17 protein-coding genes and 1 tRNA gene are annotated in these 21,992 nt (G+C 61.9%); 10 read left to right on the top strand and 8 right to left on the bottom strand.

What is annotated here, in order from left to right; translation table 11 throughout:
• Positions 1-83 precede the first annotated feature (83 nt).
• Complete coding sequence (locus ATY29_RS23070; RefSeq protein WP_097533142.1) at positions 84-1,619, top strand: outer membrane beta-barrel protein; 1,536 nt, start codon at positions 84-86, stop codon at positions 1,617-1,619.
• Between the two features lie 58 nt (positions 1,620-1,677).
• Here the strand turns inward: ATY29_RS23070 and galU are convergent, their stop codons facing one another.
• Positions 1,678-2,565 carry a UTP--glucose-1-phosphate uridylyltransferase GalU gene (gene galU, locus ATY29_RS23065; RefSeq protein ID WP_097533214.1) on the bottom strand — a complete coding sequence of 296 codons (888 nt, stop codon included), beginning with the start codon at positions 2,563-2,565 and terminating at the stop codon, positions 1,678-1,680.
• A 202-nt stretch (positions 2,566-2,767) separates the two neighbouring features.
• Between galU and ATY29_RS23060 the strand changes: the two genes are divergently transcribed.
• Together ATY29_RS23060 and ATY29_RS23055 are read left to right on the top strand one after the other, a co-directional pair.
• Positions 2,768-3,991, top strand: a complete 1,224-nt coding sequence (locus tag ATY29_RS23060; RefSeq protein WP_025417037.1) for a lytic murein transglycosylase — start codon at positions 2,768-2,770, stop codon at positions 3,989-3,991.
• 181 nt (positions 3,992-4,172) lie between these two features.
• A complete protein-coding gene (locus ATY29_RS23055; protein ID WP_193550369.1) occupies positions 4,173-5,408 on the top strand; it encodes an SGNH/GDSL hydrolase family protein in 1,236 nt (411 codons plus the stop codon).
• 211 nt (positions 5,409-5,619) lie between these two features.
• On the opposite strand, the gene ATY29_RS23050 is transcribed toward ATY29_RS23055, so the two are convergent.
• Positions 5,620-7,074, bottom strand: a complete 1,455-nt coding sequence (locus ATY29_RS23050; protein WP_025417039.1) for a glutamate synthase subunit beta — start codon at positions 7,072-7,074, stop codon at positions 5,620-5,622.
• Between the two features lie 218 nt (positions 7,075-7,292).
• On the bottom strand, positions 7,293-12,017 hold the full coding sequence (gene gltB / locus ATY29_RS23045; RefSeq protein ID WP_025417040.1) for a glutamate synthase large subunit: 4,725 nt from the start codon (positions 12,015-12,017) through the stop codon (positions 7,293-7,295).
• A 534-nt stretch (positions 12,018-12,551) separates the two neighbouring features.
• On the opposite strand from gltB, the gene ATY29_RS23035 reads away from it, so the two are divergent.
• Positions 12,552-13,604, top strand: a complete 1,053-nt coding sequence (locus ATY29_RS23035) for a threonine aldolase family protein (RefSeq protein WP_097533141.1) — start codon at positions 12,552-12,554, stop codon at positions 13,602-13,604.
• A 45-nt stretch (positions 13,605-13,649) separates the two neighbouring features.
• Here ATY29_RS23035 and ATY29_RS23030 read toward each other — a convergent pair whose 3' ends face one another.
• Complete coding sequence (locus ATY29_RS23030; protein ID WP_097533140.1) at positions 13,650-14,504, bottom strand: LysR substrate-binding domain-containing protein; 855 nt, start codon at positions 14,502-14,504, stop codon at positions 13,650-13,652.
• Positions 14,505-14,596: 92 nt separating this feature from the next.
• On the opposite strand from ATY29_RS23030, the gene ATY29_RS23025 reads away from it, so the two are divergent.
• Positions 14,597-15,601 (top strand): bile acid:sodium symporter family protein, encoded by a 1,005-nt coding sequence (locus ATY29_RS23025; protein ID WP_097533139.1) that lies wholly within the window; start codon positions 14,597-14,599, stop codon positions 15,599-15,601.
• 62 nt (positions 15,602-15,663) lie between these two features.
• Here the strand turns inward: ATY29_RS23025 and ATY29_RS23020 are convergent, their stop codons facing one another.
• A complete protein-coding gene (locus ATY29_RS23020) occupies positions 15,664-16,134 on the bottom strand; it encodes an Hsp20 family protein (RefSeq protein ID WP_003566531.1) in 471 nt (156 codons plus the stop codon).
• 529 nt (positions 16,135-16,663) lie between these two features.
• On the opposite strand from ATY29_RS23020, the gene ATY29_RS23010 reads away from it, so the two are divergent.
• Positions 16,664-17,638 (top strand): alpha/beta fold hydrolase, encoded by a 975-nt coding sequence (locus ATY29_RS23010; RefSeq protein ID WP_025417043.1) that lies wholly within the window; start codon positions 16,664-16,666, stop codon positions 17,636-17,638.
• 10 nt (positions 17,639-17,648) lie between these two features.
• On the opposite strand, the gene hisN is transcribed toward ATY29_RS23010, so the two are convergent.
• Both hisN and ATY29_RS23000 read right to left on the bottom strand, forming a co-directional pair.
• Complete coding sequence (gene hisN / locus ATY29_RS23005) at positions 17,649-18,422, bottom strand: histidinol-phosphatase (RefSeq protein ID WP_097533138.1); 774 nt, start codon at positions 18,420-18,422, stop codon at positions 17,649-17,651.
• A gap of 268 nt (positions 18,423-18,690) precedes the next feature.
• A complete protein-coding gene (locus ATY29_RS23000) occupies positions 18,691-19,572 on the bottom strand; it encodes an N-formylglutamate amidohydrolase (protein WP_003566537.1) in 882 nt (293 codons plus the stop codon).
• 186 nt (positions 19,573-19,758) lie between these two features.
• Between ATY29_RS23000 and cpdR1 the strand changes: the two genes are divergently transcribed.
• The 4 genes from cpdR1 (at position 19,759) to ATY29_RS22980 (ending at position 21,203) form a co-directional block, all read left to right on the top strand.
• Positions 19,759-20,121, top strand: coding sequence for a response regulator CpdR1 (gene cpdR1, locus ATY29_RS22995; protein WP_003542883.1), 363 nt, complete (start codon positions 19,759-19,761; stop codon positions 20,119-20,121).
• Positions 20,122-20,205: 84 nt separating this feature from the next.
• Positions 20,206-20,280 (top strand) — tRNA-Val (locus ATY29_RS22990).
• 118 nt (positions 20,281-20,398) lie between these two features.
• The gene (locus ATY29_RS38360) at positions 20,399-20,593 is read left to right on the top strand and encodes a hypothetical protein (RefSeq protein WP_003566538.1); all 195 of its coding nucleotides are present in this window, start codon (positions 20,399-20,401) and stop codon (positions 20,591-20,593) included.
• 118 nt (positions 20,594-20,711) lie between these two features.
• A complete protein-coding gene (locus tag ATY29_RS22980) occupies positions 20,712-21,203 on the top strand; it encodes a hypothetical protein (protein ID WP_025417045.1) in 492 nt (163 codons plus the stop codon).
• A gap of 6 nt (positions 21,204-21,209) precedes the next feature.
• Here the strand turns inward: ATY29_RS22980 and ATY29_RS22975 are convergent, their stop codons facing one another.
• Positions 21,210-21,932 carry a hypothetical protein gene (locus ATY29_RS22975; RefSeq protein WP_003566540.1) on the bottom strand — a complete coding sequence of 241 codons (723 nt, stop codon included), beginning with the start codon at positions 21,930-21,932 and terminating at the stop codon, positions 21,210-21,212.
• Positions 21,933-21,992 lie beyond the last annotated feature (60 nt).

Raw genomic sequence — 21,992 nt, 5'->3', positions numbered from 1 at the left:
TGGCGCCCGTCGTCGGCAACGAATGATTAACCACGAGGCTTTACCTTTGGGTAAGAACCGAAAGCATGTCAGGCGCGAATTGCATGGGCCAACCAAAACAGACGAGCAGTGTGACGCCGCTCCGCGCCATGAGCCGTGCCGTCTCTTTTGCTGCGCTCAGTTGCTTGCTTCTCGGCCAGACGGCAGCCTTCGCTCAGTCCGTTTCGCAGCCGGCAACGACGGCAGACGGCCGCTCTGCCGCGTCCCAGGACAATCGCACGACGAACAATCCAGCCGCTTTCGACGCCGAGACGGACGACCCCGCCGTTCCCACGGCAAACGGCACGACCGCGAATGCGGACGATGCCCAACGGCCTGCCATAGCGGACGCGCAATCCGGCGACGACATTACCGGCTCCATCCTCGATGACGACATCCGCCGGCTGAACACCCGGGAAGCGCCGATCGACGAGGCGCTGCCGCGCCGCAGGGCTGCTGAAAGCGCCTCGACGGCGGAAACGCCGGGCATTCCGATCGGCACCTTCGTGCTCCGCCCGAGCGTGACCCAGAGCATCAATACCGAGACCACCAAGGACGGCGATACCAGCGAGCATCGCGCCTTTCTCGAAACCGATACAGCCGCGACGCTCACCTCCGACTGGGGCCGGCACCAGCTGACGGTCACCTCGGAAGGCGCCTGGCAGAAGAATATCAGCGGCGAGGGCGAAGAGCAGCCGTCCCTGAAGATCAACGGCGACCTCAGGCTGGATCTTTCCAACGATACGGTCGCGCACCTCACCGCCGGTTACAATTTCTACCGGGAAGATACGGACGATCCCGACGCCATTGCCGACGCCACCCAGCAGTCCGATGTACAGGAATTTACCGCCGGCGCCTCCGTCCAACACGATTTCGGCATCCTGCGCGGCACGACGGCACTGGCGCTGAGCCGCTCGATCTATTCCGACGCCACGCTTTCGAACGGCACGACCGTGACCTTGAGCGACCGCGACCAGACGACGGGCACGCTGCGCGGCCGCGTCGGCTACGAGCTGTCCCCCGCGCTCATCCCCTTCATCGAAGCCACGATCGGCCGTACCCTCTATGACGAAACGCGCGACTCCGCCGGTTACGAGCGCTCCGGCCATAGCTATGGCGCCAAGGCCGGCGTCGAGGTCGATCTCGGCGAAAAGCTGAAGGGTGAAGTCGGCGTCGGCTACGCGATGGCGGATTTCGAAGACAGCCGGCTGTCGTCGATCGACACCGCTACCCTCGATGCAAGCCTGCTCTGGTCGCCGATCCGCGGCACCGACGTCAATTTCGACCTGCAGACAAGCATCCAGCCCTCGACCACGGCGGGTGAGAGCGGCTACGTCTCGCACGCGCTGACGACGACGGTCACCCACCAGCTGCGCGACAATCTGGTGGGCACGATGATCGGCGGCGTCATATGGCGCGATTATCAGACTGACAGCACCATCAACGACGAACTCGTTTATACCGCGGCGACCGGCCTGACCTGGAATATCAACCGTTATCTCGATCTGACCAGCACGCTCGGCTACGAGCTGACCACCCGCAAGGACGGCGACGACTCGCAGCAATTCCGCGCCGGTGTCGGCCTCAAGCTGAAACGCTAGATCGCCGCGCATCCGGGAGGATACGCGGCGATCTGTCATTGCATGCTTTTTGGAAATCTTACCTCAGGCTGGCAAGCAATTCCTTGAAGCCGCCTTCAACGGTCGGGCGGATATCGGCGCGTTCAAGGGCGTAGGCGACATTCGCCAGAATGAAGCCGTCCTTGGCGCCGCAGTCATAGGTCGTGCCGCGGAAGTGATACCCAGCGAAATCCTGCTCTTTCAGCAGCTTCAGCATGCCGTCGGTGAGCTGGATCTCGTTGCCGGCGCCGCGTTCCTGGGTTTCGAGAATCCCGAAAATCTCCGGCTGCAGGATGTAGCGGCCGTTGATGAAGAAATTGGAAGGCGCCGTCCCCTTGGCGGGTTTTTCCACCATGCCGGTGATGCGGAAACCCTCGCCGATCGCCTCGCCGACGCCGACGATGCCGTATTTATGCGCTTGGTCGGGCGCACATTCCTCGACGGCGATGATATTACCGCCGCTCTGGCCGTAAAGGTCGATCATGCCCTTCATGCAGCCCTTGTCGCCCTTCATGATCATATCCGGCAGCAGCAGTGCGAAGGGCTCGTCGCCGACGATCTCGCGCGCGCACCAGACAGCATGACCGAGGCCGAGCGGCTCCTGCTGGCGGGTGAAGCTCACTGTACCGGCCTTCGGCAGCTGCTGGGCGAGAAGGGTGATCTCAGCCTTCTTGGCTCGCTCGCGCAGTGTCTGCTCCAGCTCGAAATGAATATCGAAATAATCTTCGATGACGTGCTTGTTGCGTCCGGTGACGAAGACCAGATGTTCGATCCCTGCTTCGATCGCCTCATCGACGACATATTGAATGATCGGCTTGTCGACGACGGTCAACATTTCCTTCGGAACAGCCTTTGTTGCCGGCAGGAACCGCGTCCCCAACCCGGCCACCGGAAATACTGCTTTACGAACTTTGTTGTGTTGAGCCACACCGGCCTCCTGCTTCGACATATCGCTTTGGAAATAGGGCTTTTTACCCTTAACTAGTATAGAATTGCTACTGTTTTGCAATGGTGACCGCAGCCGATCACCATGGTAAAGAATTTGTTGACTCCGTTCCTGTAGTCTTGGTTCTGGCGCGGACATGATGCCTCGCTGTCCCAAAAACTGAAGATGACGGATACGACTGTCGATGACCCAGAATCACAAAAACTCCCTTCGTGGTCTTGCTCTCGCCCTCGTTGTCGCCGTCCAGGTTGGACTGGTCCCCGACAACGCGAGAGCTGATTCCCGGTTCCAGAAATGGATCGCGGATTTTTACCAAACAGCCGCTCAGAGTGGCATCAGTAAGGCAACCTATCAAAAGGCCTTTTCCGGGGTGACCGAGCCCGATCCCACCGTGCTCGAAAAAGCGGCCTATCAGCCGGAATTCACCTCGAAGATCTGGGACTACGTCGATTCGCGCGTCAATCCCTATACAGTGAAGATCGGCCGCGAGATGGCCGTCAAGCACGCAAGGACGCTCGCTGCAATCGAGCAGCGATTCGGCGTCGACAAGACCATTCTGCTCGCCATCTGGTCGATGGAATCGAATTACGGAGCGATCCTCGACAAGGATGACCGGCTGCACTACGTGCCGCGCGCGCTGGCAACGCTTGGCTATGCCGATCCGAGCCGCGCCAAGTTCGCCAAGAAGCAGCTGGTCGCCGCGCTGAAAATCCTGCAGAACGGCGACGTGCCGGCACGCGAGATGACCGGCTCCTGGGCCGGCGCCATGGGCCACACCCAGTTCATTCCGACAAGCTACCTGCTTTATGCCGTCGATGCCGACGGCAACGGCCATCGCGACATCTGGAACTCGGTGCCCGATGCGCTGGCGACCTCGGCCAATCTCCTGATGAAGAACGGCTGGGATACCGGCAAGACCTGGGGCTACGAGGTTGTCGTTCCCGCTGCAGCAGCCAAGCAGGTCGGCAAGACCCATACCCTCGCCCAATGGGCAGCCCTTGGCCTGACCCGCCCGAATGGCAAAGCCTTCCGCGAGAGCGGTACCAAGGCCGTGCTGAAGATGCCAGCCGGGTCCAGTGGCCCGGGTTTCCTGATGACCGCCAACTTCTTCACCATCAAGAACTACAATGCGTCGGACAGTTATGCACTTGCAGTCGGCCTGCTTGCCGATCAGATCGCCGGCTACGGCGGCATGCAGCAGCGCTGGCCGCGCCCGGATGGCGCCCTCGACATCACCGAGAAATTCGAGCTGCAGACTCGTCTGAAAACGCTCGGCTACTACAATGGCGAGGTCGACGGCAATTTCGGCTCGGGTTCGAAGGCGGCAATATCAGCGGTGCAGTCGCGCATCGGCATGCAGCCGGACGGAGAGCCCTCATTGCCGCTTCTGAACGCACTTCGTCGCTAGCACATCGGCCCGAATATTGAATCGATTTTCTCAAAGAATGATGCGTATATTCAAAGTGTTAGAGGGCCGTTTGTCTGGACGAACTCACGGCGCTCCGGCCAAAACCAAGCTCTGATTGGAAGCGGCAGAACCGTGACCTACATAGTAGCGGGAGTGGACGCTGGCCTACCCCGCGTGCAAGATGCCGGCAGATGCGGAACTGCCCATGACGAAGAAAACAGATCGGACCTCAATCCGTCGGCTTGTGCTCGCCCTGGCGGCGGCTTCGCTATGCTTCGGCGCTGTCGCGCCGGTGCATATCGCCGAAGCTCAGGAGCAGCGCTACCAGCGCCGTTCGATCCTCGATTTCTTCCTCGGCCGACGCTACCTCGATGATAGTCCTCAGACTCCCGACGCACCGCAGCCGAGGCGTCAGCAGCGCAAGAAACCGCCCGCGCCGAAAGCCGTGGTCAATACCCGCACCGCGCCACCGATTCGCGCGCCCGTGCAGGAGGAGCCGGCGGTGCAGAAGCTCGGCGATGCCAAGAAGATTCTGATCGTCGGCGATTTCATGGCCAGCGGCCTCGGCGACGGTCTGACCGCCGCCTTCGAGACCTCGCCGGGGGTCGTCGTCGAAGCCCGCGGCAATGTCTCATCGGGTCTCGTCCGCGACGATTATTACAATTGGCCGGAGCAGCTGCCGCCGATGATCGACGAGCTGAAGCCGGCAATGGTCGTCGTCATGATCGGCGCCAACGACCGCCAGCAGATGGTGACCGATACCGCCAAGGAGAAGTTCCGCACCGACGGCTGGTTTAGCGAATACCGGCACCGTGTTCTTTCTTTCGGCAAGGAGATCACCGACCGCAAGATTCCGCTGCTCTGGGTCGGCCTTCCCGCCTTCGAATCCGATCAGATGACGGCAGATGCCGTGCAGATGAACCAGCTTTACCGCAACCAGGTCGAAAGCATCGGCGGCGAATTTGTCGACATCTGGGATGGTTTCGTCGATGAAAACGGCAACTTCATCGTCACCGGCTCGGATGTGAACGGCCAGCAGGTGCGCCTGCGCACCTCCGATGGCATCAACCTGACGCAGGCCGGCCGACGCAAGCTTGCCTTTTATGTGGAAAAACCGGCGCGACGTCTTCTCGGCACGCAGGCAAGCCCCGATTTGGTCCGCCTCGACTCCAGCAGTCTCCCCGGTCTCGGCCTTCCCACCAATCCGGTCGAACATACCGTGCCGATCAGCCTCTCCGATCCTAATCTCGACGGCGGCGCCGAGCTTCTCGGAGCCCGGCCCCCGCCGATGGTTTTGACGCGGTCGCCGCGCGATCTCCTGGTCGAGCAGGGCGAAATGACGCCGCCCCCTCCCGGCCGCGTCGATGACTACCGCCTGCCGGCAGCCAAGACGCCGGCCGAAGTCTCGGTCAAATGAGAAGGCCGCGCAAGACGGCCTTCCCGTAGGGGCAAATGCCTTTCGAAACGACAAATGATGTGTTCATCGTGGACCGAATTGCCTCGCGGCAAGCAGTCGCATCAGCCTGTAATCCCAAAATTGGATTTGATTTTCGCAGGCGCGGCACCTGATAATAAACTCCGCCCGGAGAGGCGGAGTCTCTATCTTCACATCTCCATACGACGGGCCATCAATTCGGCAGAACGGTGGAGCCCATCAACGCCTCGTCGATGGCACGTGCCGCCTGGCGGCCTTCGCGGATCGCCCAGACCACCAGCGACTGGCCGCGGCGCACGTCGCCCGCTGTCCAGAACTTGTCGACCGAAGTCTTGTAGTCACGGTCGTTGGCGACGACATTGGTCGAGCCGCGCTTGTCGGTGTTGAGCGTCAGCTTTCCCTCGAGTTCCTTCAGCACGCTTGTCGTGAACGGGCCGCGGAAACCGATGGCGATGAAGGCGAGATCGGCGCGGATGACGAATTCCGTGCCCGGAACCGGCCGCCGGCGCTCGTCGACCTCGCAGCACTTGACCCCGGTCAGCACGCCGTCTTCGCCGACGAATTCGAGTGTCGCCACCTGGAATTCGCGCACGGCGCCCTCGGCCTGTGAGGAGGAGGTGCGCATCTTCGTCGCCCAGAAGGGCCAGACGGCAAGCTTGTCTTCCTTCTCAGGCGGCTGCGGCCGGATGTCGAGCTGAGTGACCTTGACGGCTCCCTGGCGGAACGCCGTGCCGACGCAGTCCGAAGCCGTATCGCCGCCGCCGACGACGACGATGTGTTTGGCGCCGGCAAGGATCGGATCCGACGGCCAGCCGACGCTGTCGATGTTCTCGCGCCCAACGCGGCGGTTCTGCTGAACCAGATAAGGCATCGCATCGTGCACACCGGCAAGGTCGGTACCCGGAATGCCGGCCTCGCGCGGCGTCTCGGAACCGCCGCAATAGAGGACGGCGTCGTGATCGGCGAGCAGTTGCTCGACCTTGATGTCGACGCCGACATTGGCGCCGCAATGGAAAGTGACGCCCTCGCCCTTCATCTGCTCAACGCGGCGGTCGATGAAGTTCTTCTCCATCTTGAAGTCGGGAATGCCATAACGCAGCAGGCCGCCCGGCTTGGTCTCGCGCTCATAGACATGCACCTCGTGGCCGGCCCGGCCGAGCTGCTGGGCAGCCGCCATGCCGGCGGGGCCTGAGCCGATCACCGCGACCTTCTTGCCGGTATGGACCGTGGCCGGCTGCGGCCGGATGAAGCCGAGCTCATAGGCCTTGTCGGCGATCGCCTGTTCGACCGTCTTGATGGCGACCGGCGCATCCTCGAGGTTCAGCGTACAGGCTTCCTCGCAGGGCGCCGGGCAGACGCGGCCGGTGAACTCCGGGAAGTTGTTGGTCGAATGCAGGTTCTGGATCGCCGCTTCCCAGTTGTTGTTGTAGACGAGGTCGTTCCAGTCGGGGATCTGGTTGTGAACAGGGCAGCCCGTGGGGCCGTGACAATAGGGGATGCCACAGTCCATGCAGCGCGCAGCCTGTTTCTGCACTTCCGGGTCCGACATCGGGATCGTGAACTCGCGGAAATGGCGGATACGATCCGACGCCGGCTGGTACTTCGCCACTTGCCGGTCGATTTCCAGAAACCCTGTTACCTTACCCATATCTTCGTCCCTTACCCTCATGACCGCCTCACCGCAGCCAATCTGTCTATCGTCAGTCCCGGTATCCCGAGCGAGTTGCTTATCTTGACCGCCATAGATCATATCCCTTGCAAGACATCCGTGTGATCTGGCCGGCCTTCGCTGTCGGTGTCACACGGGTCATCGAGATATTCGCCATCCGTCACATCAGTCAGCAGGTGACGGATGTCCTGGTGCAATCATTCCGCGGCGATGCCCATCCGGCTGCGTTCCATTTCCTCGAGCGCACGTCGGTATTCCACAGGCATGACCTTGCGGAACTTCGGGCGGTAGTCGGCCCAGCTGTCGAGGATCTGCTTGGCGCGGGTGGAGCCCGTATAGTGCAGATGGTTGGAGATCAGCTGGTAGAGGCGCTCCTCGTCATGGCGGGTCATGTCGCCCGAGACGTCGACGCGTCCCTTGTGCATGAGATCGCCGCCGTGATGATGCAGCTTCTCCAGCATGTCATCCTCCTCGGGCACCGGCTCGAGTTCGACCATGGCCATGTTGCAGCGGCTGGCGAAATCGCCGGTTTCGTCGAGCACATAGGCGACACCGCCGGACATGCCGGCCGCGAAGTTGCGGCCCGTGGCGCCGAGCACGACGACGACGCCGCCGGTCATGTATTCGCAGCCATGGTCGCCGACACCTTCGACGATTGCGATCGCACCCGAATTGCGCACGGCGAAACGTTCGCCCGCCACGCCGCGGAAATAGCATTCGCCCTCAGTCGCACCGTAAAGCACGGTGTTGCCGACGATGATCGAGTTTTCAGCGACGATCCGCGAATTCTCCGGCGGCCGGATGATGATCTTGCCGCCCGAAAGCCCCTTGCCGACATAGTCGTTGCCGTCGCCGATAAGGTTGAAAGTGACGCCGCGCGCCAGGAACGCGCCGAAGCTCTGGCCTGCCGTGCCGCGAAGCGTCACATTGATCGTGTCTTCCTTCAGCCCGCGGTGGCGATAACGCTTGGCGACCTCGCCGGAAAGCATCGCGCCCACCGAACGGTCGACGTTCTTGATGCCGACCTCGAAGGCAACGGGTGTCTTGGCGGTCAGTGCCGGCTGCGCCTGCTCGATCAGCACGCGGTCGAGAATATCGTCGATGGGGTGCTTCTGCCGGATCGTCCAGAAGGTCTCCTCCTTGGGGGCGTCGACCTTGTGGAAGATGCGGCTGAAGTCGAGGCCCTTGGTCTTCCAGTGCGACAGCATCTCGTCCTTCTCGAGCAGCTCCGAAGCGCCGATGATCTCGTCGAGCCGGGTGAACCCGAGCGAGGCGAGGATTTCGCGCACTTCATTGGCGACGAAGAAGAAGTAGTTGATGACGTGCTCCGGCGCGCCCTTGAAGCGCTTGCGAAGCACCGGATCCTGGGTCGCCACACCGACCGGACAGGTGTTGAGATGGCACTTGCGCATCATGATGCAGCCGGCCGCAATCAGCGGCGCGGTGGCGAAGCCGAACTCGTCGGCTCCGAGCAGCGCCCCGATGATCACGTCGCGGCCGGTCTTCAGACCGCCGTCCACCTGCAGCGCCACGCGCGACCGCAGGCCGTTCAGCACCAGCGTCTGCTGGGTTTCGGCAAGGCCGATCTCCCAGGGGCTGCCGGCATGTTTGAGCGAGGTCAGCGGCGACGCGCCCGTGCCGCCGTCGAAACCCGCGACGGTGATGTGGTCGGCGCGCGCCTTGGCGACACCGGCAGCAACGGTGCCGACGCCGACTTCCGAGACCAGCTTGACCGAGACATCCGAGGTCGGGTTGACGTTCTTCAGGTCGTAGATCAGCTGCGCCAGATCCTCGATCGAATAGATGTCGTGGTGCGGCGGCGGCGAAATCAGGCCGACACCCGGCGTCGAGTGGCGGGTCTTGGCAACCGTCGCATCGACCTTGTGACCCGGCAGCTGGCCGCCTTCGCCAGGCTTGGCGCCCTGCGCCACCTTGATCTGTAGCACGTCGGCATTGACGAGATATTCGGTGGTGACGCCAAAGCGGCCCGAGGCGATCTGCTTGATCGCCGAGCGTTCCGGGTTCATCGAACCGTCGGAAAGCGGCATATAGCGGTCGGATTCCTCGCCACCCTCGCCAGTGTTCGACTTGCCGCCGATCTGGTTCATGGCGATCGCCAGCGTCGTGTGCGCCTCGCGGGAGATCGAGCCGAAGGACATCGCCCCCGTCGAGAAACGCCTGACGATATCGGCCGCCGGCTCGACCTCATCGATCGAAACAGGCTTGCGGCCGAGCGCCTCGGCGCTCTTGACGCTGAAGAGCCCGCGGATCGTGTTCATCCGCAGCGCCGAGGCGTTCACCATTTCGGCGAATTCGCGGTAGCGGTCCTCGGCATTGCCGCGCACGGCATGCTGAAGGGCGGCGACCGCATCCGGCGTCCAGGCATGGCTTTCGCCGCGCATGCGGTAGGCATACTCGCCGCCGATGTCGAGTGTCGTCGCCAGCAGCGGATCCGTGCCGAAGGCCGCGTTGTGGCGGTCGACGGTCTCGGCAGCGATCGCCTCCAGGCCGATGCCTTCGATCATCGTCGCGGTGCCGAAGAAATACTTGTCGACCAGTTCCGACGACAGGCCGATCGCGTCGAAGATCTGCGCGCCGCAATAGGACTGATAGGTCGAGATGCCCATCTTCGACATGACCTTGAGGATGCCTTTGCCGACCGCCTTGATGTAGCGGTAGACGACCTCGGAAGCATCCACTTCCTTCGGGAATTCGCCCTTGGCATGCATGTCGAGCAGCGTGTCGAAGGCGAGATAGGGGTTGATCGCCTCGGCGCCGTAGCCGGCGAGCAGGCAGAAATGATGGACCTCGCGCGGCTCGCCGGTCTCGACGACGAGACCGACCGAAGTGCGAAGCCCCTTGCGGATCAGGTGATGGTGCACGGCAGCCGTCGCCAGCAGCGCCGGAATGGCGATTCTATCAGGCCCGATCTGACGGTCGGAGAGCACGATGATGTTGTAGCCACCCTTGACGGCGGCTTCCGCGCGCTCGCAGAGCCGGTCAAGCATTTCGGGCATGCCGGCCGCACCGCGCTCGATATCATAGGTGAAATCGAGCGTCTTGGTGTCGAAACGGTCTTCCGTATGCCCGATCGAGCGGATCTTTTCGAGATCGCCATTGGTCAGGATCGGCTGACGCACTTCGAGTCGCTTGGCGTTGGCCATGCCTTCGTGGTCGAGAATATTCGGCCGCGGGCCGATGAAGGAGACCAGGCTCATCACCAGCTCCTCGCGGATCGGGTCGATCGGCGGGTTCGTCACCTGCGCGAAGTTCTGCTTGAAATAGGTGTAGAGCAGCTTCGGCTTTTCCGACATCGCCGAGATCGGCGTGTCCGTGCCCATCGAGCCGATCGCCTCCTGCCCCGTCGTCGCCATCGGCGACATCAGGATGCGTGTATCTTCGAGCGTGTAGCCGAAGGCCTGCTGACGGTCGAGCAGCGACACGTCGCGGCGCAGCGCCCGCGGCTCCACAGGCTTCAGCTCTTCGAGGATCAACTGGGTGCGGCCGAGCCAGCTGCGATAAGGATGCGCCGTCGCAAGCTTCGACTTCACCTCGTCGTCGGAGATGATGCGGCCTTCTTCCATGTCGATCAGCAGCATCTTGCCCGGCTGCAGGCGCCACTTCTGGATGATCTTCTCCTCCGGAACCGGCAAGACCCCGGCTTCGGACGCCATGATGACACGATCGTCATCGGTGACGAGGTAGCGCGCCGGCCGCAGGCCGTTGCGGTCGAGCGTGGCGCCGATCTGCTTGCCGTCGGTGAAGGCAACGGCAGCCGGCCCGTCCCAGGGCTCCATCAATGCGGCGTGATACTCGTAGAAGGCCTTGCGTTCGGCGGCCATCGACTGGTTGCCGGCCCACGCCTCCGGGATCAGCATCATCACGGCATGCGCCATCGAATACCCGCCGCGCACCAGGAATTCGAGCGCATTGTCGAAACAGGCCGTGTCGGACTGGCCTTCATAGGAAATCGGCCAGAGCTTGGAGATATCCTCGCCGAACAGCGGCGAGGAGACCGAGGCCTGGCGCGCCGCCATCCAGTTGACGTTGCCGCGCAACGTGTTGATTTCGCCGTTATGGGCGACCATGCGGTAGGGATGCGCGAGCTTCCACGACGGGAAGGTGTTCGTCGAGAAGCGCTGGTGCACCAGGGCGACCGCGCTTTCGAAACGCGGGTCTGTCAAGTCCTTGTAATAGGCGCCGACCTGATAGGCCAGGAACATGCCCTTGTAGACCACCGTCGCCGACGACAGCGACACCGGATAAAAATTGCTCTCTTCGCCGTCGAACTCATCATAGATGCGGTTGGAGATCACCTTGCGTAGCGTGAACAGCCGGCGCTCGAACTCGTCGTTGTTTTCGGCATCCTCGCCGGCGCCGATGAAGACCTGCACGTGATGCGGCTCGGTGGCGGCAATCGCTGGCGCCTTGGAGAGCGAGGAATTATCGACCGGCACGTCACGAAACCCGATGAGGACCTGACCTTCCTCGGTGACGACGTCCTTGATCACCTTCTTGAAGTGCTCGATCTGCTTTTCATCGCGCGGCATGAAGATATGGCCGACGCCATATTCGCCGGCCGGCGGCAGGGTGATGCCCTGCGCGGCCATTTCCTCGCGGAAGAACTGGTCGGGGATCTGCACTAGGATGCCGGCGCCGTCGCCCATCAGCGGATCGGCGCCGACGGCGCCGCGATGCGTCAGGTTCTCGAGCATGAACAGGCCGTCCTTGACGATCTGGTGCGACTTCTCACCCTTCATATGCGCTACGAAGCCGACGCCGCAGGCGTCATGTTCGTTGCGCGGGTCGTAGAGGCCTTGTTTCTTCGGCAGGCCGGAGGCGGATTTGGACATATTGGCCGTAGCGCGCGCCTCGGCAGCAGCAAACCGGTCAAATTCCATGGATGGCGTCTTCGTCATCATCTTTCCTCCTGTCGAAGCCCGCGGGGCCGCGGGCGGCTTTTCGTCCTGTGCCGCAACCAGAATAGGTTCGGCGCACGACAGCGCTGTTGCATAGTGAAGATCGGCCGCAGACATCTGCTTATTAAGGAAAGCAAACCGTCGCGTTCCGCGCCTGCCATTCGCCTCCGCGCGCCGCCTGGGGCTTGACGCTTGGGAGAACTATAGCGTGAAAGCCCGTCGCTGCCAGGGTTTTCGGCGCCTCTTCGGCCACAAGGGCCAAAATAGGACAGCAACACTGTCCTAATTCATCAGTTCTATGCCAGAAACGATCACGGTCCGCAAGAGCGCCCGTTTAAAAATCGTGATTTTGCGACGGAAGATTGCCAGATAAACCCCATAGGCGAAATAAAATTACGCATTTATGTCTCATTCTTTTTATTGATTGCGTAGTTCGATTTTCGTGATGTGTCAGGGGCGATAAACTTGATCCGGTGAAGCTTTGGCGTAAGGTCCGCTGCGAACCTCCCAGCACATCCACTCCCCACGGTCTCCGCCATGTTCTTTGCTTCCGATAACTGGGCCGGCGCCCACAGATCCATTGCCGAACGTCTGCTGGCGGAATCGGCCGGCTATGCTCCTGCCTATGGCGCCGGCGATCTCGACAAGAAGGTCGAAACCCGCTTCTGCGAGATCTTCGAACGTGAGGTTTCGGTTTTCTTCGTCGCCACCGGCACGGCCGCCAATTCCCTGTCGCTGGCAAGCGTCCAGCGCCCGGGCGGCATTACCTTCTGCCATACCGAGTCGCATGTGATCGAAGATGAATGCGGGGCGCCGGAATTCTTCTCCGGCTCCGCCAGGCTCATGGCGATCGACGGCGAAGCCGGCAAGATCGATCCGGCCGGGCTTTCCAAAAAAATCGCAAACTTTCCGGAGGACGCTCTCCGCCATGGCCGCGCCAGCGCCGTGACCATCACCCAGGCAACTGAAATCGGCACGGTCTATTCCCTGCCGGAGATCGGCGAAATCGCCGCCATATCGAGGAAGCGCAACCTGCCGCTTCACATGGATGGCGCCCGCTTCGCCAATGCACTGATTGCGCTCGGCGCAACCCCGGCCGAAATGACGTGGAAACGCGGCGTCGACATGCTCTCCTTCGGCGGCACCAAGAACGGCTGCTGGTGCGCGGAAGCGATCGTCTTCTTCAATCCGGAGCAGGCAAGGGAAATGCCCTTCATCCGCAAGCGCGCCGCTCAGCACTTCTCCAAATCGCGCTTCATCGCAGCCCAGTTCGACGCCTATTTCGAAAACGGCCTCTGGCTCGACCTCGCACGCCATTCGAACGCCATGGCCGACCGGCTGCGCGCCGGTATTGCCGCCAGCAGCGCCGGGCGCCTCGCCTGGCGGACCGCTTCCAACGAGGTCTTTGCCGTCATCAGCAAGAGTGCTGCGAAAACCGCAGAGGAAAAAGGTGCGAAATTTTATGAATGGCCGGCGCCTGCGGCAGCGCCGGAACTCGTTTCCGAAAGCGAGAACCTGATCCGCCTCGTCACCAGCTTCGCAACGACGGAAGCCGATGTGGATGGGTTCCTGAAGTGCCTGGCCGCCTGACCGCCTTGCGATGCCTCCGGCGGGCCTCTCGGCGACGGCCCTGGCTCACGCCGACTTCAGCCTTCTCACCTTCTGCAGAATATCGTCCGAAAGGGCGGCGACCAGCGCCTGATCCGCCCCTTTGCGCGGCACCAGCACAAATTCCACATCTTCCAGCGCCGGAAGTTTTGCCGCGGGAATTTCCTTCAGGCCCGAGGGCGCCATGCTGCGCGGCTGCACCAAAACGCCCATGCCGGCCCGCGCCGCCGCCGTCAATCCGCTGAGGCTCCCACAGGTGCAGACGATCCGCCACGCCACACCGTTCCGCCCCAGCGCCTCCAGCGCGATCGCCCGCGTGACGCTCGGTGGTGGGAAGGCGATTAGCGGTAAAGGGCCGGAGGTAAGCACACGCTCGGGATCGCGTGCCAGCCAGACGAGCGGCTCACGATAGACGAGTTTTCCACGGGCATCGCCGAGCCGGCGTTTGGCGAGCACCAGATCGATCTCGCCATTGTCCTGCATTTCATAGAGGACGCCGGATAGTGCCACCGTCAGTTCGAGATCGACGGAGGGATGCGACCGAACGAAATCCTCCAGCACCGCCGGCAGCTGGCTGGTGACGAAATCCTCCGACACCCCGAGCCGCAGGCTACCGCGCAGGCTGTGGCCCCGAAACAGCGATTGCACCTGACCTTCGATGGCGAGCATGCTGCGTGCATGCGACAACAGCGATTCGCCATCGCCGGTCAGGATGACCTTATGCGTATCGCGCGCCAGGAGCTTTCGGCCGAGTGCGGCCTCCAACCGCTGGATGTGCTGGCTGACCGTCGACTGGCCGAGGCTGAGCCTTTCTGCGGCGAGCGTAAAACTGCCCATCTGCTCGACGGCGACAAAGCTGCGCAATTGCGAAAGGTCCAGCATGGAAATCCAGTTTCTCGATAACTGTTATTCCTTGCATCCTGGATCACAATGGACGACAAAACAAGGACTGTTTATTACGCCGCGAGACCGCCATGCGCCGCTTTCTGCCCGATACCTTCACCATCCTGCTCGTCTGCACGGTCATCCTCGCCTCGCTGTTTCCGGCAAGCGGGACCTTCGCGGGCTATTTCGGCATCGCCACCGATCTTGCCATCGCGCTGTTATTCTTCCTGCATGGCGCCCGCCTCTCGCGCGACGTCGTCATATCAGGCCTGTTGCACTGGCGCCTGCATCTCGTCATTCTGTTGACCACCTTCGGCATCTTCCCGCTGCTCGGCCTCGGGCTCGGATTGATCCCCGACACGATCCTGCCGCCGCCGCTATATCTCGGCATCCTCTTCCTCTGCGTGCTGCCCTCGACGGTACAGTCGTCGATCGCCTTCACCTCGATGGCCGGCGGCAACGTGCCCGCCGCCATCTGCTCGGCCTCGGCCTCCAACATTTTCGGCATGTTCCTGACGCCGCTACTCGTCGGCCTGCTATTTTCCATCGGCGGCCATGGCGGCTTCTCCTTCGACGCTTTGCAGCAGATCCTATTGCAGCTGCTTGCCCCCTTCATTGTCGGCCAGATCCTGCAGCCCTGGATCGGCGACTGGATTCGCGCCAAGAAAAAGGTCCTGATGCCTGTCGACCGCGGCTCGATCCTGATGGTCGTCTATCTCGCCTTCTCGACGGCGGTGGTCGAAGGTCTGTGGCATACCTTCTCGATCGCCGATATCGCCGTCGTCATCGTCGCCGATATGGTCCTCCTGGGGATCGTGCTGGTGCTGACGATGTTCGGCAGCCGCAGGCTCGGCTTCAACAAGGCCGACGAGATCACCATCACTTTCTGCGGCTCGAAGAAAAGTCTTGCAAGCGGTGTGCCGATGGCAAACGTCATATTTTCAGGCCAGTCGATCGGCGCGATCGTGCTGCCGCTGATGCTCTTCCATCAGATCCAGCTGATGGTCTGCGCCGTCATCGCCCAAAAACACGCCGCCGCGGCGGCCCGCCGCGCAACGGAACAGCAGATGAAGGACGCCGCCAGCCCGGCCTGAGGCATCATAAAAAACGGCGCCCCGATCGGAGCGCCGTCCATTTTATCCATAAGGGATAACGATCAGCCGTTGATGACCTGCGCCTCGATGGCCTTCGGAGCCTCGACCGGCTCTGCAGCGATCGCAATCTTGCGGGGCTTCATGGCCTCGGGAATGTTGCGTAGAAGGTCGATATGCAGCAGGCCGTTCTTCAGCGAAGCGGCGGTCACCTCGACATGGTCGGCAAGCTGGAAGCGGCGCTCGAAGGCGCGCTTGGCAATGCCGCGGTAAAGGTATTCACCGCTTTCGGCAGGTTCCTCGGCCTTTTCACCCTTGACGGACAGCACATGGGCATGGGCTTCGATCGAAAGTTCGGTCTCGTCGAAACCGGCTACCGCCATGGTGATCCGATAGGTGTTTTCACCGGTGCGCTCGATATTATAGGGCGGATAGGTCTGGGCCTGCTCCGGCTGGGCGAGGCTGTCGAGCATGGTGAAGAGCCGGTCGAAACCGACGGTGGAACGATAAAGGGGAGAGAAGTCTACGTGACGCATGATGTCCTCCTGTGGAAGCGACGTGTTGCGATAAATGCCCCTGAAACCCCATCTTTGGCGGCCTCGGGACGGTTGCGCGGGCCCTCTTCGGCACCCGCTGAAAGGAGATGGTGATGGGATTTGACGAGTTCAAGACCCTCCCGAAATCGCGGGACCTGCCCCATGAACCCCGCATGAACAGCCGGTTCGGCGCGCATTCACGCGCCTTAGCCTAAAGATCGCAGCGTCGGGTGAATCTGGTCCCGATGGCTGAAGTGCATCGTCCCTTCTTCTTCAGTCTTAAACTCGGCCGGCTGCGAGCACCCTCATGCTCCTGCCGGCCCTTTTCGCACCCACCGCGTTGCAGGGTCGCCGCTTTCCAAGCCGGATGGCATGCGTTATCCCTAACGCATCGTGCTTCCGAAAATCGGAATCGATTTTCGGAAGCACGATGCGTAGATTCAGGGAATTAGAACGTCCTTTGTGCGTCCGAAAGGATGCGCGGCGCTCTAATAGGCGAAGCAGTCACCAGCGGCGCATTGGCAAAGTCATGGAACAGGTTCTCTATTCGACGCTCGACAATCCCGCCCCGGAAAACCGCACGGAGGGGTTCTTCGAAACCTATGACGGCCACCGGCTGCGTTATGCCGTCTTCCGCGCCGGCGCCCAGGTAGCCAAGGGCACGGTCGTCATCCTGCACGGCCGCAATGAATATATCGAGAAATATTTCGAGACGATCCGCGACCTGACGGCGAGAGGTCTCTGGGTCGCCACCTTCGACATGCGCGGCCAAGGCGGTTCGGCGCGGCTCTTGAAGCGCCGTAACCACGGCCACATCCGCCGCTTCGTCGATTACGAACGTGATCTCGACACCTTCCTCGAAAAGGTGGTGCTGCCGGATACCCGCCTGCCCTTCTACCTGCTCGCCCATTCGACCGGCGGGCTGATCGCGCTCTCGGCCGCGCCTTATCTTACCACCCGTATCGATCGCATGGTGCTGTCGGCACCCTTCATCGGCCTGACCGGCCAGTTGGCCTCGCCCCGTGTCATCCGCACCCTGGCCGGCATGTTGACGGCAATCGGTCTTGGTTCCTTGCCGCTGACCTCGAAACTCAAAGAGCCGGATTTCCGCGATAATCCGTTGACTTCGGACGAAACCCGCTTCGAGCGGAATGTCGCGATGATGAAGGCCCATCCGGAGCTGACACTCGGGCCGCCGACGGCCCGCTGGCTGACCGAGGCTTTTCACACGATGGACCGGGTCACCTCGCCCTACCATCTCTTTTCGATCACCATCCCGACCATCATCATCGCTCCGACGCGTGACGGCGTCGTGCCCTACACCGCGCAGGAGCGCCTCTCGCGTTATTTCCGCGCCGGCCAGCTGGTGCCGATCAACGGCGCCCGCCACGAGATCTTCCAAGAACGGGATACCTATCGTGCGGCCGCCCTTGCCGCCTTCCATGCCTTCATTCCCGGCAGTGATGCCGAAGAAAACCAGGAGGTCGCCGCCCTCGGGACCTGAGCGGGATTAGCTAGCGCTGCAGCACGGCGATCGCCTGCTCGTAAACCGCCCGGCTGCCGGCGGCGATAATCGAGCCGCCGTTTTCCGGCCGTCCGCCATCCCATGTGGTGATGATGCCCCCCGCCCCCTCGATGACGGGAATGATGCCGCCGACATCATAGGGCTTCAGGCTGTTTTCGACGACGAGATCGATATGGCCGGCGGCAAGCAGCGCATAGGCGTAGCAGTCGCAGCCGTAGCGGAAGAGCCGCACCTGGCCTTCGATCTCGCGGTATTTCTCCATCTCCTCGCCGGCGAAGAGATGCGGTGAGGTGGTAAACAGGATGGCGTTCGAAAGCGCGTCGCACTGGCGCGTCGCCAGCCGCCGTTCGCCCTCAGGCCCGCTATAGATCGAACCATTCTGGTCGGCGAAATAACGCTCGCCGGTAAAAGGCTGTTCGATCATGCCCATGATCGCCCGCCCTTCCTTCTGCAGGCCAATCAGCGTCCCCCACACCGGCAGGCCTGATATGAAGGCGCGCGTGCCGTCGATCGGATCGATCACCCAGATGTAATCGCGGTCGAGGCCGATATTGCCGTGCTCTTCGCCGAGAATGCCATGGTCGGGGAAATTCTCTTCGATCAGCGCCCGGATGGCGAGTTCGGCCGCCCGGTCGCCCTCCGTGACCGGATCGAAACCGGAGGAAAGCTTGTTGGTAACATCGAGGCCGGAGCGGAAACGCGGCAGCGTTTCGGCCCTGGCGGCCTCCGCCAGACGGTTGAAGAACGAGCGGTCAGGAAGCATGGTCGATCCGTTTGCTGGCGGGAGTAGTGCTGTCATATCGAAAAGTAGAAGGAATGCAAACGCGGGCCGTTCGGCGGGGGCTGCCCAAAGATATCGCAACGCAATATATTGCTTGACATTTGTGCAACGCAATAGTAGCGTCTTCCGTACAGTCTTCTGACTGTAAATACCCTCCTTGGGTGTTTCCTCCCTAGACTAGCCGCGCTTCGAGCGCGGTTTTTTTTGGCCGGAAAGACTGGCCGGAAAATCTTGGCGAAATCGACGGAGGCTATTCGGCGGCCAGCGCCCGATCGCCGGCGAATTTCTCGACGTAATCCGCCATCTGCTGCATGAAGCCCGTGACCGCGTCAGCGACCGCGGCGAAGTCGGCGCGTTTTTCCAGCGTCACCTCATCGACATAGATCGCCCGGTTCACTTCGATCTGCAGCGCATGCAGGCCGCGCGAGGGCCGGCCATAATGTTCGGTGATGAAGCCGCCGGCATAGGGCTTGTTGCGGATCGCCGCGAAGCCCATTTCCTCGAGGATAGCAATGGCGGCGCGCGAAAGTTCGGCCGAAGCGCTGGTGCCGTAGCGATCGCCGATGATGAAATCGGGCCGCGAGGTGCAGCCGGCGACGCGCACATTGCCGGGCATCGAGTGGCAGTCGATCAGCACGCCGAAGCCGAACTGCACGTGGGTGCGGGCGATCAGCCGGCGCAGCGCCGCATGATAGGGCTTGTAGACCGCTTCGACGCGGTCGAGCCCTTCCTGCACCGGCAGGCGCCGCGCATAAATCTCCATGTTCTCGGCGACGATACGCGGAATGGTGCCGAGCCCGCCGGCGACCCTCAGGGAATTGATATTGGCATAGGGCGGCAGCAGCCCGTCGAACATGCGCGGATCGAGTTCGTAGGGCTCGCGATTAACGTCGAGATAGGCGCGCGGAAAGTTGGCGGCCAGGAGCGGCGCGCCGAGCGCGACGGCCGATCCGAACAGCTCGTCGACATAGTGATCCTCGGAACGGCGGATGGCGATGCCCTCGAGCCTGGACTGCGCGATAAATTCCGGTGGATAAATACGGCCGCTATGAGGGGAGTTGTAGACGAAGGGAATGGTCTGCGACACGGGCTCATGAACCTCAAAAAGCTCGTATTCGCGTATCTCCGGCACTTTCGGCCCTCTTTACCATGTCATGAACTGGCTGCTTTGCGCATGTTGCCAGTTGCCCGGCCCCAAGTCCATACTATGTAGGAGGGATGCGGCCGCGCACAGGCAATTCACCGGTTGTTTACCGGGTCAAGACTAGTGTAAACGCCGGGCAGCCCACCAAAACTTATTGATCAGCGGTCTGGATTGATGACTCAGAAGATACTTCTCGCAGAAGACGACAACGACATGCGCCGCTTCCTGGTGAAAGCGCTTGAAAAGGCCGGTTACAAGGTCCTTTCCTATGACAATGGCGCCAGCGCCTATGACCGGCTGCGCGAGGAGCCGTTTTCCCTGTTGCTGACCGATATCGTCATGCCCGAGATGGACGGCATCGAACTGGCGCGCCGCGCCACCGAACTCGACCCCGACCTGAAGGTGATGTTCATCACCGGTTTTGCTGCCGTGGCGCTGAACCCTGATTCGAAGGCGCCGAAGGATGCCAAGGTCCTTTCCAAGCCTTTCCACCTGCGTGATCTCGTCGACGAGGTCAACAAAATGCTTGCCGCGTAAGGCTTGCCGGGCGGCGTATCACAAAACTGAAAAAAGCCTATTGACGGCTCCGAAGGTTTTGTGATCTATGCGCCGCCATCGGATGGGCGTGTAGCTCAGCGGGAGAGCACTACGTTGACATCGTAGGGGTCACAGGTTCAATCCCTGTCACGCCCACCATCCGATCTCCCTGACATTGTTGACAGATCCCCGGCCCGGGGACTTCCGGCCTAATCTGAGCACGCGGGTTTTCAATTGGTCGCGGGATGACCCGTGCACATGGAAAATGGGGGGAGGCATGGCGCAAAGGACTGGGACACGTAAGGCAATATCCATCATCCTTGGCCTCGTGCTGGCAGGGGTTGGCCTGCTCGGTTTCGGCTATATGCTGTTTCATGCTGTCGAACCCGTCAGCATAAAGATCTGGCTGCTTCCGATCACGTTATTCGCGGCTGGATCAGCGATCCTCTGGGACGACTTCAAAAGTTCCTAGCCTCCTCAACGTCCGTGTGACGACGGAGTAGACCAAAATTAGTCACAGAACAGTGCCAAAGGGTGGCTATAAACGCATGGCCGATTCGCCGTCGCAGACAGATGGGGTTAGACAGACAATGAGACTTTTCGCACCGGCAGCCGCCCTTTTTTCCGCCGCCCTTGCCCTGCCGGCCTCCGCTGCACCGGCCTCCCCGCCTGAGACATTTCCGGGCGCGCCCGGCGTCATTACGCTTTCCGGCAAATGCGCCAAGCTTGTTGTCGCCAAGTTCGACGCCACCAAGGGCTGCAAGAACGAGCTTGCCAGTGTCACTCTGGCCAACGGCACGGTGACGTTCATCTTCACCTCGGATGGTAAGGCGCTCGGCTTCCAAGGCGACGGCAGCGGCATCAAGCCTGCCTCCAACGGCAATGCGCGTCTGCCGCTTACCCTCGTCACCACGGGTGTCGGCAACAAGATGACCGGGGAGGTCAAAGTCGCCGGCTTCTGCACTTTCGGCAATCCCTATGCCGGCAAGCCGATCGCCATCGAATGCACGGCCGAAAGCAAGGATTCCTCGTTCACCGGCAGCTTCCGCACCGGCGGCAAGCTGGTGAAAAAGGGCAAATAGTCCCTATCAGGCGCACCATGCGCCGCCGGCGGCCCCCGGCTTGCGCGCCAGCCCCTCATTGATCAACTGCGCGCCGAAAGAGCGCCCGTCGCGCGAGACGACTCGCGGCGCGCCCGAAGGCTCCGTCTTGCCCGCGGCATTCATGGTGAAGGGGCCGGCGTTCAGAAGCCCCAGCAGCCGGGACTTGGCGGCAAAGGCCACCCGGCGTTCGCCGTCACAACGTGCCTGGTCGACGACAGGGCTTGCCATATCGGCGATCACGATCTTCTCGCCCTTGTACCAGAAGACACCGCCATCCCCGACACAGTTGATATGTGCGCCCTGGCCGCAATAGCCGAAGGCGGCCGTCCCCGTTTCCGCCGCGGAAGAGGTCTGGGCCGGCACGGCTTTGACCGGCTGGATCGCCGGCGTCGGGATCGTCGCCGGCGGCAGCAGTTGCGATTGATTTACCGGCGGTGCTGCTTTCGGCGTGGGTGTGGCAAGCGCCACCTGCTTTGGCGGCACGTCTTTCCTGGCTAGAGGTTTCGGCTCCGCCGCTTCCCGCGCGATCGGCGCCGATTGCCGAGCAAGCATCGGCTGGATACTCTTCCAGTGGTCGTGCGCGACGATACCGCCGATCGCGGCGATGCCGATTACTGCCCAGGGCAGCAATCCGCCACCGCTGCTGCGCGTTTTGCTCTTTCCTCTCGCCGGCGCCTTGCGGCGGCCGCGTGTCGCTGTCTTGGCCATCTGTCCGATTCCCGTGAGGCCGCAATTATCGCCGCCCAATCCTTTCTGAAAGGTTGGCGC

Origin of the sequence: Rhizobium hidalgonense (assembly GCF_002914525.1) — a bacterium.
GTDB classification, from domain to species: domain Bacteria; phylum Pseudomonadota; class Alphaproteobacteria; order Rhizobiales; family Rhizobiaceae; genus Rhizobium; species Rhizobium hidalgonense.
This window is presented reverse-complemented; position numbering and strand designations above follow the sequence as displayed.